Below are 13,874 nucleotides of genomic sequence, written 5' to 3'. Positions count from 1 at the left end.
GCAGTTGCTTTTATTGAGGAGGATTGTCAATAATGACATGAAACGGGTGAAAAGTGACAAATAGAAAAATATGCAACAGGTGGTGATTTTAGGCTTTGATGGGGCTCTGGCTTCGGCCATTACGGGTGTGGTCGATTTATTTTCCATGGCTGGCGTAAGCTGGAACCGGATCCAGCAGCAGGATGTACAGCGCTTGTTTAAGGTGAGTATCGCCAGTCCGGAGGGACACCCGATTCGGTGTATCAATGGGCTGCAGTTGCAGGCACATTTTTCTTATCAAGAGATTCAAACTGCAGATATTCTGGTGGTACCGACCATCGCTGCACCGATTCAGGATGTATTGCAACAGAATTCAGAACTGATTCATTTTTTACAATCTGCACATGCAGATGCGACTTTAATTGCAGGGAACTGTACCGGGAATTTTTTTCTGGCAGAAGCAGGCATTTTAGATGACCGAGTTGCAACAACGCATTGGGGTTTTCAGGAAATGTTTCGTTCACGTTATCCTAAGGTGAAACTGAATGCCGATCTGATGATTAGCCGGGATCAGAATATCTATTGTGCCGGTGGAGGCCTGGCCTGGTTTGACCTAGGTTTGCATCTGATTGAGCGCTGGTATGGCTTTGAGGTGGCCATGCAATCGGCTAAATCTTTTGTAATTGATTACCGCCGTGATAGCCAGTTGTCTTATTCATTGCTGAATATTGGCCAGCCACACCATGATGAACTGGTACAAAAAATCCAGAACTGGCTAGAGCAGCATTTTCATGAAGATTTTAGTTTAAATGAGCTCGCGGAACAGTTTAATGTGACCGGCCGGACCCTGATTCGACGTTTTAAACAAGCCTTAGACATACCGCCCAATCAGTATCTACAAGCGATCCGGATTGAAGCCGCACGTAAACGACTGGAAGAAACCGATCAAGCTGTGGATGTGATTATGCAAAATGTCGGCTATCAGGATCCAAGTTCATTCCGCCGTTTATTTCATAAAAAAACCGGTCTGACGCCGTTGGAATACCGGCGCCGGTTTAGCCGACGCTTTTAAAAGCGTTTAATGAGAAGACTGTACTTTTCCTGCTTTACGGCCATGCAGTAGGTAATACCAGACCAGACAGCTCAGGGTGAGCAGTGCAGAGAACAGATAAAGCTGACGGTAACCGATCTGATCCAGCAGCATACCCAGGAAATACGGGCCAAAACCAAGACCGGCATCCAGGGCAATAAAGAAGGTTGAGGTTGCGAGTCCCATTCGCTGCAATGTAGTACTTTTCACGGCAATGGTTTGGCACACTGACTGGATATTCCCAAAACCAAAACCGAGTAACGCTGCACTAGTGAGTAACATCACAGAGTTTTGTGCCTGACTGAGTAGCAATATCCCCAGTGCCATAATCACAATGGCAGGATAGATAATGATATTTTCACCTTTACGGTCTATTAAAGGGCCAGTAAAAGGACGGGACAGTAGAATGGCAAAGGCATACATCAGGAAGAAAAAAGATGCCGCTTCGACCAGATTGATGTCTTTGGCGTAGAAGTGAATAAAGGACAATACGCCTGAATAAAAAGTGGCCACCAATAACACAATCAGCGCAATCGGTAGCGCATTTGGTTCAATATATTGAGCCAGTCTGCTGGTGCTTTGCGGAGTAGAGGTTGTTGACGAATGACTTGCCTTAAGGCGTGGTGGCTGGATGAACAAGCCACAAATCAGGCAGCTGAGCGCAACGATACTGGTAAAGATGAAAATTACCTGATAATTAAAATTTGTCATCAGCCAGATTCCGACAAAGGGACCAATCGCTGTGCCAAGGGTGCTGCTCATGCTGAAATAGCCAATTCCTTCACCACGCCGTGTCGCAGGAATGGTCTGTGCAATTACTGTACCCAGTACAGTAGAAGCCATACCCATCATAAAACCGTGTATCAGACGGAGGCCCAATAAAACTTCCAACTTGGCCGGAATCATATACAGTCCGGAAAAGAGCAGAAAGCCAGTCAAACCAATGACAAGAGTATTTTTTAGGCCCAGACGATCCAGTAATTTTCCGATCAATAATCGTCCGAATAGGGTGCCGACAATAAACAGACCCGATACCAGACCGGCCTGCGCAGTCGAAGCACCTAGCTCAGCAACCGAGTAGCCGACAATCACAATCACCAGCAGATAGAACACCAGAACCAACTGGAAATTCACCAGACTGATCAGGATAAAATTGGGCGTCCATAAAGGCGCTTCTTGTTCTTGGCTCATTGAGGTCTATCCTGAGATGAGGGATGTAACTGCTGTATGAGTTGCATTAAGGTATTTTTGCTGCCTTCAAGATCATCTGATGCAATGTGCTCAAGCAACTGATCTTCAAATGCATCGATCTGGGTGGAACACATGGCAAAGGTCTCAATTCCTTGCTCACTCAGCTTGAACAGCTTTTGACGTTTGTCTTCAGTTTCGAGTTGGGCAATCAGATCGAGTTCAACCAGTTGCTGAATCCGCTTGGTAATGCCGGGCTTGGATACATTGAGATAACTGGAAATATCTGCCAGCGTGCATTGTTGCTTTGACTGGATGACGTATAACACCTGCCATAAGGAATAATTCAATTGGGATGACAACAAGATCGTATTGATCTCATCACTCATCAGGCGTGCACAGCGTAATAGCAGTGTACGGAGTCGGGGAGATTCTGAAAACATGTGGTTAGTTAACCTAGGTAACTAAATTTAGGCCTAATTTACGCCTGTTTTATTCAAAGCTCAAGAGAAGAGTTTTAAAAAATTATTCAGAGCAATATTTTCTCTGCCAACAGCGCTTACACAGTTTAACCTGATTAAAAAATAATCAACAAAAGACTACATACTTTTTATAACAGCCACGCCTAAGCTAGCCATGTCACTAGAAAAATTCATGACTTAAAAATTGAAGGGCAAAGATGCCAAATAACAATGCATAGGTGAAGCTTATGACTCTGGGTTTAACTGCATTAGAGTTAGCACGAATACAGTTCGCCTTTACTGTATCTTTTCATATTATTTTTCCGGCAATTTCTATTGGCTTGGCCAGCTTTCTGGCCATTCTGGAATGGCGCTGGTTAAAGACTCAAAACCCAATTTTTCAGGATCTGTTCAAATTCTGGGTAAAAATTTTCGCTGTGGCATTCGGGATGGGCGTCGTCTCTGGTGTGGTCATGAGCTACCAGTTTGGAACCAACTGGAGTGAGTTTTCCCGGGTGGCAGGTAGTGTGACTGGACCTTTACTGGCCTATGAAGTTCTCACAGCTTTCTTTCTGGAAGCGGGCTTTCTGGGCATCATGTTATTTGGCTGGGGGCGAGTAGGACCAAAGGCGCACTTTTTCTCGACCTTGATGGTTGCGATAGGAACCTGTATTTCCATGTTCTGGATTTTATCGTCCAATAGCTGGATGCAGACCCCACAAGGCTTTGCGATTGAAAATGGCCTGATTGTTCCGCAAGACTGGCTTGCTATCGTGTTTAATCCATCTTTCCCTTATCGTCTGGCCCATATGGCCATGGCTGCCTTTCTGGTTTCCGCCTTACTGGTCGCTGCTACAGCCGCATGGCATCTGATCAAAGGCCGTCGTGATGCACTGGTCAAGACCTCATTTTCCATGGCGATGTGGCTGCTTCTGGTACTTGCGCCCTTACAGGTCATCGTCGGTGATATGCACGGTATTAATACCCTTGAGCATCAGCCAGCAAAACTGGCGGCAATGGAAGGGCACTGGGAAACCAATCATGATGAAGGCATGCCCTTATATCTCTTTGGTATTCCAGATATGGAGGCGGAAGAAACCAAATATGCAGTTGCAATTCCTAACTTGGGTAGCCTGATTTTAACCCACTCGATGGATGGAAAGGTTACGGGACTTAAAGACTTTGCACCTGAAGACCGGCCGAATTCACTGGTGGTGTTCTGGAGCTTCCGAATTATGGTCGGACTCGGCGTATTGATGCTGTTATTAGCGTTATGGGGAGCGTGGGCACGCACCCGAGGTCGCTTTTATGAGTCCCGTGCATTGCACCGATTTGCCCTGATTATGGGACCTTCCGGATTTATTGCCATGCTGGCGGGATGGTTTACCACAGAAGTCGGCCGTCAGCCTTGGGTAGTCTACGGCATCATGCGTACCAAGGATGCATTGTCACCGGTTTCCGCTGAACAGGTGGGGCTGACTCTAATTATTTTTGTAGTCGTCTATTGTGTGGTATTTGGTATCGGGATTTACTACATGTTACGCCTGATGCACAAAGGTCCAGAATTTATTCATACTCGACCAGATCATGAATCAGATAGCGATGTGGTTCAAGCCTCGCGTCGACCATTAAGTAGTATTCGCGAACGTATTGAAGAAGTTCCTGAACAACCGGATCAGGAGGATAAAACATGATTGATTTATCATTAATCTGGATTGTGATTATTGGTCTTGGTGTATTGATTTATACCATTCTCGATGGTTTCGATCTGGGCATCGGCATCTTGTTTCCTTTCTTTCCGCATCAGGATGAACGTGATGTCATGATGAATACCGTGGCTCCGGTCTGGGATGGCAATGAAACCTGGATGGTTTTGGGCGGTGCAGGGTTGTTTGCAGCCTTCCCACTTGCTTATTCGACCGTACTCTCCGCGCTGTATATGCCAATTATTCTGATGGTGATTGCCTTGATTTTCCGGGGAGTGGCTTTTGAATTCCGCTTCAAGGCAAACCGCAGCAAACATTGGTGGGATAAAGCCTTTATCGGTGGTTCTGCGATCACCAGTTTCCTGCAAGGCATGATTTTAGGCGCTTATATTCAGGGGATTGAAACCCGAAATGGTGTCTATGTCGGTGGTAGTCTGGACTGGCTCACTCCATTCAGTATCTTCACCGGAATCAGTGTGGTGGTACTCTATGCAGCATTAGGCTGTGGCTGGCTGATCTATAAAACCGGAGATGACTTACAGGATCGAATGTTTAAACTGATGCCTAAGCTGATTATTGCTTTGCTGATCATATTGGGTGCTGTCAGTATTTATACGCCGTTGACCCATCCACAGATTGCCGAACGCTGGTTTAGTCAGCCACAATTTACCTATTTTATGCCAGTTCCAATTCTGGTTCTGTTGTTTACCTGGCTGGCCTTACGTGCCTGTAAAAGACGCAGTGAATTAGGCCCATTTACCTATATGCTGGTTCTGGTTTTCTTGGCCTATACCGGATTCTTGATCAGCCTATGGCCGTATATCATCCCGCCAAGCGTAACAATCTGGCAAGCAGCAGCGCATGAAAATAGTCAGTTATTTGCATTAATTGGCGCCTTGATCCTAATTCCAATTATTGTGATTTATACCGGTATGTCCTATTGGGTGTTCCGGCATAAGGTTAGGGTCGGCGATGATGGCTATCATTAAGGAGCGTGCATGAAAGGCAAACAGGCATTATGGTTTGTAGGATTATGGCTGGCAGGATTTTTAACGCTGGCCCTGATTGCCGGCGCATTCCGCTTGCTGATGCATTTGGCTTATTAAATCGGTAAAACTAAAATAAATAATAAAAAGTGATCTGAATGTCCTGATCACTTTTTATTATTTGGAATTTATCTTTGATAAAACCAAATTTACGATTTTACCTGCTTACGATAAACACTTGGACGTACAGGACGGCTACTTTTCCAAAGACCTTTTTTCTGTTTCTTGGCTTTATTTTGCAATTCCATCATATAGAGTAAATGATTTTTATCCTTGATATATTCTTCATAAACCCACGCTGCACCACGTTTGACAATCTCTTCATTGATATTTTTTCGATAGCGGTAGACCACACCGACACAGCGGCCATAACGGTCAATGTCGGTTATCTTGACCCTAACCATTTTATTATTCACCATGCTTTTGACCAGACGCTGCGATTCCTTGCCATAGGCTTGTGATGATTCAGGTGCATCGACGAAAGCAAAGCGCAATTTGGTCTCAGAGCGACGGATGTTAAAACGGTAGCAGGTGAGGGTATCACCATCACTTACGGCTTTTACACGGCACCAGTATTTTTTGCCTTTCTTAAAAGGACGGAAAACATCTTTTAAATAAACTGTAATCTTATGCAGCAGATAATAAGAAAAACACAGCAGTACGAGGCCCAGCACAATTTGCCAGGTGGTGGAGAGATTTAACAAAGGCAAGATCCAAATCAGCAAAACCAGCTGTAAAATCACAGCTAAAAGTTGAGCCATTCTAGAGCAAAGCCAGTCACACTACGGCTTAAAAGCTAATCACTCAGTGTTTAGTTTTGTACCAAATAAAATAGCCTAAGCAAATTTTTCTACTGATATGATAAATCCACAGCCATCAAAAATTAATATTTCAAATAGCCTAAGCAAATTAATAGCTTCTTATAAATAGCCTAAGCAAAAATTTTATAAATTTCACTTCTTAAAAATTGATGTCTCTTATTCTCTTGCAAATCTTTATGCCAATACATACCCATATTAATTTCAGGCAGTTCAACAGGAACTTTAAAAATATTCAGACAAGCAGCCAGTTGTAAATGTGCCAATACATTTTTAGGAATAGTCAGCATGGCTGTCTTTTGTTGCTCCAAAATTTGTAGTGCAGTTGAATAATGCTGACAACGTAAAAAAATCTGCCGTGAATACTGTTTCCGATTTAAATAAATATCTTCAACTAAAGCCCCAGTACGACGTGAGGACACGCCAATATGAGGTGAGGCAAGATAAATCTGTTCACTCATTTCTGTCAATTGTGTACATACTACAAATTCATCTTGTACCAGGCGCTCAAACTGGATTTTTTCAGCAATATTTTGTTCCAGATCTATGACGAAATCGACCTGCTGAGAGGCCAGATCTGCTGCAATATTTTTACGATCCAGCTTCATGCTGCTAAGTTGAATATCGAGGCTAAGCTGCTGAAAGTGCTGAACCAGTTTAGGGAAAATCATCGGCTCAATTTCATCATGAACCGCAATTTTCAGGCTCTGGATCATCTCAGGGTTAAACTGCTGATGCTGAATCGAAATATTTTGAATCGCAAAAAGTGCTTTTTTTACTTCAGGATATATCTGTTCTGAAAACGGGGTAGGCTGCATTTTGCTACCGGTGCGTACAAATAAATCATCTTGTAAATGCTGCCTTAAACGTTGTAAAGCATGACTGGCAGCAGACTGGCTAACCGATAAAATCTGTGCAGCTTTAGAAATACTGTTCTGCTCATAAATCGCAATAAAAAGTGGATAAAGGTTAATGTCAATACGATGGAAATTTCGAAGATCCATCACGGTTTTAGAATGAATACTATGCATAATATTGTATGGGTTAAAATCATTTTGTTCATAATAGAATTTGGGTTAAGGTGTTGTAAAGCGTATGAATTAGAATATTAAGAGGGATGAATCAATGTTTGAACTGTCAGCACGTGCACAGGATTATTTGAACAGAACTAAAAAGTTTATTGCTGAAGAAATTGAACCGGTAGAAGCTGAATTCTGGCAGCAGGTTCATGAGTTGAATCAAGGCGGGGACTGGACCAAATGGCAATGGCCTGCAGAACTGGAAAATTTAAAAGCCAAAGCCAAAGCTGCAAGCCTCTGGAATATGTTTCTTCCTTGTACAGAACTTGGTCAAGGCCTATCGGTTCAGGAATATGCGCATATCGCGGAACTTTCCGGCCGTAGCCTGATTGCGCCAACTGTATTCAACTGTAATGCTCCAGACAGCGGCAATATGGAAGTTTTATGGCGTTATGGTTCTGAAGAACAGAAACAGCAATGGCTAATGCCACTTTTAGAAGGAAAAATCCGTTCGGTCTTTTGTATGACTGAACCTGCAGTTGCATCCAGTGATGCCACCAATATGCAGGCAACGGCGGTGATTGAACGTGATGAGATTGTTTTGAATGGCCGTAAATGGTGGTCGTCAGGTCTGGGGGATCCAAATGCTAAAATCATTATTTTTATGGCGCATACCCCAGATGAAACAAAAGACCGTCATCATCAGCATTCGATGGTTCTGGTTCCGGTAGATACTGCCGGCGTTAAAATCGAACGTATGCTGCCAGTGTTTGGTGACTACGATGCTCCACATGGCCACGGCGAAGTCAGCTTTGAAAATGTCCGCGTTCCGGTAGCAAACTTTATTGGTGGTGCCGGTCAGGGCTTTGAAATTGCTCAAGGTCGTTTAGGACCAGGTCGTATTCATCATTGCATGCGCTGCATCGGGGCTGCGGAAAAATCTTTGGAGCTGATGATTGACCGTGGCATGAGTCGTACTGCATTTGGCAAAGAGATTTTAAAACTTGGCGGCAACCTGGAACGTGTAGCAGAAGCCCGGGTTGCAATTGATCAGGCGCGTCTTTTGACCTTGTATGCTGCCTATAAAATGGATACTTTAGGGAATATGGCTGCATTGACTGAAATTTCTGCAATTAAAGTTGTTGCACCAAGTGTGCTGGAAAAAGTTGTTGATATGGCAATTCAGATCCACGGCGGTGCCGGTGTCTCTCGGGATACGCCATTGACCGGATTTTTTGCTCAGGCACGTGCCTTGCGTCTGGCGGATGGTCCAGATGAAGTGCATAAAGGCATGATTGCCAAACTGGAACTGGCAAAACATGGCTACAGTACTCGCCGCAAAAAGTGATCTGGTTTTTTAACAAGAAGATTGAAACGTATTAAAAAATTTTAAGGAAACATTATGGCGGTTATTGATGTTGGTGGAAGAGTTCGTCAAGGTGAAGAACTGGATGTACAGGCCATCACCAAATGGTTAATTCAGCAAAATGTGAATATTGAAGGCCCTGTGCAAGTGACCCAATATTCAGGTGGAGCTTCAAACTGGACCTACCGTTTACAGTATGCCAATGCCGATTTAATTTTACGTCGTCCGCCGCAAGGAACCAAAGCCAAATCTGCACATGACATGGCACGTGAATATCATGTGCAGAAAGCCTTGTCTGAACATTATCCCGTGGTGCCTGAAATGGTCGCACTTTGTCAAGATGAATCAGTCATTGGCTGTGATTTCTATGTGATGAAACGCCTTGAAGGAATTATTCCTCGCGCCAAAATGCCACCTGAGCTGCAACTCACTGAATCCGATATCCGGACTTTATGTATAAATGTCATTGATAAACTCATCGAACTGCATCAGGTGCCTTATCAAGGGACCGAACTGGAAAATCTCGATAAGGGTGAAGGCTATTGTCGCCGCCAAGTAGAAGGCTGGGATGGCCGTTATGAAAAGGCCAAAACGCTGAATGTTCCATCGTTTAAATATGTACGCAACTGGCTTAAAGATAATATTCCTTCCGATTCGAAAACCTGTGTCATTCATAATGACTGGCGTTTTGATAATGTCATCTTAAATCCAGATAATCCGACTGAAGTGATTGGCGTATTGGACTGGGAAATGGCCACCCTTGGCGATCCACTGATGGATTTGGGTTCTGCCTTGGCCTATTGGGTGGAAGATACCGACAATGCCATTTTTAAAGCGACTCGTCGTCAGCCGACCAATCTAAAAGGTATGTTTACCCGTAAAGAGGTCGTAGATTACTACTTGGAAAAAACCGGCCTGCAACCGGAAAACTGGGCATTTTATGAAGTATTTGGGATTTTCCGTCTCGCGGTGATTGCCCAGCAGATCTATTATCGTTATTACCACAAACAGACCAATAATCCGGCGTTCAAGGATTTCTGGGTGGTGATTCATGCCTTGCATATTCGTGCCTTAAAACTGATTGGCAAGCAAAAACTGGAAGCCAATGAGATTGCACAAAAATATGTGCTTAAATTTAAAGAGATAATGCCAAAATGACTACCATTTACTTGATCCGGCATGGCCAGGCCTCTTTTGGCGCAGAAAGTTACGACCAGCTTTCGCCCAACGGCGAGTTACAGTCAAAACTTTTGGGCCGCTATTTTGATGAAATTCTGAAAGAAACACCTTATGTGGTGGCTGGCTCCATGCAGCGTCATCAACAGACGGCGCAATTATCACTGGATGAATGTTTTCCGGAAAGCGAGATTCTGACAGATAGCGCCTGGAATGAGTTTAATCATCAGCAAGTATTTGCGCGTTATGAGCCACGCTTTAATCAGCCTGAATTGCTCAAACAGGATGTATCAGAACATGAAAATCCACGGGATTATCTGAGCAAGATTTTTAGCGGTGCAATTGCACGCTGGACTGGCGATGATTATCACCATGAATATGATGAATCATGGCCAAGTTTCAAAGCACGCGTGGAAAGCGGCTTAGAAAATCTGTGTGACCAACTGGCCAAAAGCCGTCCGCGTTATGCAGTGGTCTATACCTCAGGTGGTGTGATTTCTGTTGCAGTGGGTAAAATTCTAGGACTGAGCCCAGAGAAAACCTTTGCCCTGAACTGGGCGATTACCAATACCAGTATCACGACACTACGTCTGGTGGGTAATGAACCACAACTACTCAGTTTAAATGAACATCATTTTATTAAAGCACAGCGTCCAGACTTATTGACTTGGATTTAAGACGATATCGGAATCATGACAGTTTAGAAAAATAAAGGAATAGGGTAAACACATGGCTAAAACAATTTTAATTACCGGTGCAAGTTCAGGGATCGGTGCCGGTATGGCACGTGAATTTGCGAAAAAAGGCTATAACCTGGCCATTTGTGCACGTCGTCTGGAGCGTCTGGAAACCTTAAAGCAGGAACTGGAAAGCCAATATGGTATTAAAGTCATTGCCAAAACTTTAGATGTGACCGATTACGATCAGGTTTTTGAGGTGTTTCGTGCCTTTAAAGAGGATTTTGGCACGATTGACCGAGTTATTGTGAATGCTGGTGTCGGTGAGGGCCGCCGGATTGGTAAAGGTAATTTTGCCATTAATAAAGCCACGGTTGAAACCAATTTTATTTCGGCATTAGCACAATGTGAAGCTGCAGTTGAAATCTTCCGTGCACAAAACTCTGGTCATCTGGTGATGATTTCATCCATGAGTGCAATGCGCGGTATGCCAAAACATTTAACGGCTTATGGGGCAAGCAAGGCAGGAGTCGCTCATCTAGCTGAAGGCATCCGTGCTGAACTGATTGATACGCCAATAAAAGTGACCACCATTTTCCCAGGATATATTCGGACTGAAATTAATGAAGGTGCGAAAAAGCTACCTTTTGAAGTCGATGAAAAAACCGGTTCGCGTTTATTGGCAGCAGAAATTGAAAAAGCGCCAGTGAAAGCCTATGTACCGAAATGGCCTTGGTTACCATTGGGTCTAGCCATGAAAGTATTACCACTTAAACTGGTGAATAAGTTAGGTTAAAAGCGCTCTTAAATATATAAAAAGAGAAGCTAGAGCGCTTCTCTTTTTATTGTGATGACGGGTTGAGGAAATTTTAAATTCAATTCAAGTTGATTAACCAGATCAAAAATTTCTGAATCTATCCTTCTTAAAAAATGAATAGCTTGGGAATTCCAGAAATAGAAACACTATAAATTGTAATATATTGATTATTAATATGAATTTTTAAATTATCAAAAATTATGTTTTTATTTTCTCGATTAATTATCAATGAAATCAATTACTTTTAAATTTTCATTTCATGAGAAAGACCATCTTTAACTTTTCCTAATTTTCGCCAATTTTAAGAACTTTTCCAAACTGTCCAAAACTTAGACATACTCACTCTAAAAGTAGAAAGATAACTTCTCTTTTTTAGAATTTCCTTTAATGTACAACCGTTCAGAAATTAAAGGTTGTCCATATGTCTACATCTGCGGATATGACTGACCAGCAGCGAATCTCCAAGGTCAGAAGTATCGTTACTCAGGCCGGGGAAGATGTGCGTGCTCGTTATCCCATACTCAAACATCAGAACTTTATCGGTGCGAGTATTTTAGGCTTTGCCTGGGCAGGCATGATTGCATGCGCGGTAGCATATGGAACCGGTTATCTCTCAGCATGGTTCACCATTCTCCTGATTGCAATTTTTGCGTCATTGACGCATGAATTGGAACATGACCTGATTCATTATATGTATTTCAAAAAAACACCTTGGGCACATCATGTGATGCTGGCACTGGTCTGGCTGGCACGTCCAAACACGATTAGTCCATGGGCACGTCGTCGTTTACATCTGCATCATCATAAATATTCAGGCACTGAACATGACCTGGAAGAACGTGGCATCAGTAATGGTATGCCTTGGGGCATTCGCCGAATTCTGGTGATTAGTGACCAGTTGATGTCAGTGTATTTGCGTCCATTTCAGATGTTTAAAATGATTCATCTTTTTCTGGAAAAACAGCCTGAAAAAGAACGTAAAATTGCCATGATTTCTCAGTTATTTGGCTTTTTACCCCTCAGCATTATTTACTATGGATTGTGCTATCTGTTTGTGGTCTTTCATGGTTTAAATGCAGTTGCACCGCTATTCGGTTATGAGATGCTCTGGTCGCAAGGCATTGTCGACGCCATGCCGATCGTAAATCTGCTGGCAGTCATTTGGGTGATTCCGAACTTTATCCGTTCTTTTAGCTTGCAGTTTGTCAGTTCAAATATGCATTATTATGGCGATATTGATCCACGTGATGTGATCAAACAAACCCAAGTGCTCAATCCATGGTGGATGGTCCCGTTCCAGTTATTCTGCTGTAATTTTGGTTCGACCCATGCGATTCATCATTTTGTGGTCAAAGAGCCATTTTATATCCGTCAACTGACATCCAAAACGGCGCATAAAGTGATGAAAGAAGTGGGTGTGCGTTTTAATGATGTGGGAACCTTCAAGCGTATGAATCGCTGGAATAACTATAAAATCTAAGTTTTGATTTTCATAAAAAATCCCGTTTTAAAGCGGGATTTTTTATATTCATCCTTTGTGATTTACCCAATGGCAAAAATATATAAGCCTGTATTTTACAAGACTCCTATCTCAGTCAAATTTAGGTGAACATTCATTTAAAATGGCTGCTGAAGAAATAGTTCAAAAGAATAAACTCAGGTAAAATTAAGTATATCTCTATATAAATTAGCCCGCTATGTTGCTGAAAGCTGCCACCATTGCCTTAATTCCTGCACTTGTCATTCAGGGTAATCGCGTCAAGAAAAATACCTTGAAGTTGCCTGAACCACAGGGAAAACGCGAAGGCCGAACTGGAACAGGCAAAAAAATTTCTCTGCTCATTTTAGGAGACTCCGCAGCGGCAGGTGTAGGAGTCGAACATCAGGATGATGCATTACTGGGAGCAATTCTGCATGAGCTAAAAAATAACTTTGAAATTGACTGGAAATTACAGGCCAAAACTGGCGATACCAGCTCAAAAGTGATTCGTGCTTTGGACCAGATGGAAGTCCAGCATTATGATGTAATCGTCACGTCGGTTGGCGTCAATGATGTGACCAAACTGATGCCTGCCGAGGTCTGGATTCAGAAACAGGAACAGCTTTATAGCAAAATCCAGCAAAAATTTAGTCCGAAACTGATCATTGCTACCGGTGTGCCGCCAATGAATATGTTCCCGGCGCTACCGAATCCTTTGGCCTGGCTATTTGGCCAATATGCTAAACACATGAATTTGCAACTGGAAAAATTTGTGAATCAGCAAGTGAATATGCAATGGATTGAATACGATATTAAGAAGTATCGTGCCATGAATTTACAAATGGCTGCAGATGGTTTTCATCCAAGTAAGGAAGTTTATACACTTTGGGGACAGGAAGTGGCTGGCAAGATTCGGAAGACTTTCTAAAATAGTTGAAATCTCTCAATTTAGTTAATTCTATGTCTGATATTGAAACCCATCCGCTATCGCCATTTTTACCACCCAATGCCAAATTACTGATGTTGGGCAGTTTCCCGCCACCTGCCACAC

Annotated in this window: 14 protein-coding genes and 1 pseudogene; 11 read left to right on the top strand and 4 right to left on the bottom strand. The window is 43.0% G+C overall.

What is annotated here, in order from left to right; translation table 11 throughout:
• Window positions 1-70: 70 nt before the first annotated feature.
• A complete protein-coding gene (locus WAK81_RS08790; RefSeq protein ID WP_422196511.1) occupies window positions 71-1,051 on the top strand; it encodes a GlxA family transcriptional regulator in 981 nt (326 codons plus the stop codon).
• Between the two features lie 6 nt (window positions 1,052-1,057).
• Here WAK81_RS08790 and WAK81_RS08785 read toward each other — a convergent pair whose 3' ends face one another.
• Window positions 1,058-2,260, bottom strand: a complete 1,203-nt coding sequence (locus tag WAK81_RS08785; RefSeq protein WP_422196510.1) for an MFS transporter — start codon at window positions 2,258-2,260, stop codon at window positions 1,058-1,060.
• A complete protein-coding gene (locus WAK81_RS08780; protein ID WP_422196509.1) occupies window positions 2,257-2,700 on the bottom strand; it encodes a MarR family winged helix-turn-helix transcriptional regulator in 444 nt (147 codons plus the stop codon). Before WAK81_RS08780 ends, WAK81_RS08785 begins: the two co-directional genes overlap by 4 nt.
• A gap of 266 nt (window positions 2,701-2,966) precedes the next feature.
• On the opposite strand from WAK81_RS08780, the gene WAK81_RS08775 reads away from it, so the two are divergent.
• Genes WAK81_RS08775 through WAK81_RS08765 form a run of 3 tightly spaced genes read left to right on the top strand, consistent with a single transcriptional unit; the run spans window position 2,967 to window position 5,530 of the window.
• Window positions 2,967-4,412, top strand: coding sequence for a cytochrome ubiquinol oxidase subunit I (locus tag WAK81_RS08775; RefSeq protein ID WP_422196508.1), 1,446 nt, complete (start codon window positions 2,967-2,969; stop codon window positions 4,410-4,412).
• Window positions 4,409-5,413, top strand: coding sequence for a cytochrome d ubiquinol oxidase subunit II (gene cydB, locus WAK81_RS08770; protein WP_422196507.1), 1,005 nt, complete (start codon window positions 4,409-4,411; stop codon window positions 5,411-5,413). Before WAK81_RS08775 ends, cydB begins: the two co-directional genes overlap by 4 nt.
• 9 nt (window positions 5,414-5,422) lie before the next feature.
• On the top strand, window positions 5,423-5,530 hold the full coding sequence (locus WAK81_RS08765; RefSeq protein ID WP_422196506.1) for a DUF2474 domain-containing protein: 108 nt from the start codon (window positions 5,423-5,425) through the stop codon (window positions 5,528-5,530).
• A gap of 89 nt (window positions 5,531-5,619) precedes the next feature.
• On the opposite strand, the gene WAK81_RS08760 is transcribed toward WAK81_RS08765, so the two are convergent.
• Together WAK81_RS08760 and WAK81_RS08755 are read right to left on the bottom strand one after the other, a co-directional pair.
• The gene (locus WAK81_RS08760) at window positions 5,620-6,231 is read right to left on the bottom strand and encodes a thermonuclease family protein (protein ID WP_422196505.1); all 612 of its coding nucleotides are present in this window, start codon (window positions 6,229-6,231) and stop codon (window positions 5,620-5,622) included.
• A gap of 170 nt (window positions 6,232-6,401) precedes the next feature.
• Window positions 6,402-7,319, bottom strand: a complete 918-nt coding sequence (locus WAK81_RS08755) for a LysR family transcriptional regulator (protein ID WP_422196504.1) — start codon at window positions 7,317-7,319, stop codon at window positions 6,402-6,404.
• 94 nt (window positions 7,320-7,413) lie between these two features.
• On the opposite strand from WAK81_RS08755, the gene WAK81_RS08750 reads away from it, so the two are divergent.
• The 7 genes and pseudogenes from WAK81_RS08750 to WAK81_RS08720 all read left to right on the top strand — a co-directional run.
• On the top strand, window positions 7,414-8,655 hold the full coding sequence (locus WAK81_RS08750) for an acyl-CoA dehydrogenase family protein (RefSeq protein ID WP_422196503.1): 1,242 nt from the start codon (window positions 7,414-7,416) through the stop codon (window positions 8,653-8,655).
• Window positions 8,656-8,709: 54 nt separating this feature from the next.
• Window positions 8,710-9,831 carry a phosphotransferase family protein gene (locus tag WAK81_RS08745; RefSeq protein WP_422196502.1) on the top strand — a complete coding sequence of 374 codons (1,122 nt, stop codon included), beginning with the start codon at window positions 8,710-8,712 and terminating at the stop codon, window positions 9,829-9,831.
• A complete protein-coding gene (locus WAK81_RS08740) occupies window positions 9,828-10,526 on the top strand; it encodes a histidine phosphatase family protein (RefSeq protein ID WP_422196501.1) in 699 nt (232 codons plus the stop codon). Before WAK81_RS08745 ends, WAK81_RS08740 begins: the two co-directional genes overlap by 4 nt.
• A gap of 52 nt (window positions 10,527-10,578) precedes the next feature.
• A complete protein-coding gene (locus WAK81_RS08735; RefSeq protein WP_311204693.1) occupies window positions 10,579-11,322 on the top strand; it encodes an SDR family oxidoreductase in 744 nt (247 codons plus the stop codon).
• 442 nt (window positions 11,323-11,764) lie between these two features.
• Window positions 11,765-12,823 (top strand): fatty acid desaturase, encoded by a 1,059-nt coding sequence (locus WAK81_RS08730; protein ID WP_422196500.1) that lies wholly within the window; start codon window positions 11,765-11,767, stop codon window positions 12,821-12,823.
• A 217-nt stretch (window positions 12,824-13,040) separates the two neighbouring features.
• On the top strand, window positions 13,041-13,751 hold the full coding sequence (locus tag WAK81_RS08725) for an SGNH/GDSL hydrolase family protein (protein ID WP_422196499.1): 711 nt from the start codon (window positions 13,041-13,043) through the stop codon (window positions 13,749-13,751).
• A gap of 32 nt (window positions 13,752-13,783) precedes the next feature.
• Window positions 13,784-13,874, top strand: a pseudogene (locus tag WAK81_RS08720) (uracil-DNA glycosylase family protein); the annotation flags it as partial.

The sequence above is a fragment of the Acinetobacter sp. genome, from assembly GCF_049284435.1.
GTDB lineage: Bacteria > Pseudomonadota > Gammaproteobacteria > Pseudomonadales > Moraxellaceae > Acinetobacter.
This window is presented reverse-complemented; position numbering and strand designations above follow the sequence as displayed.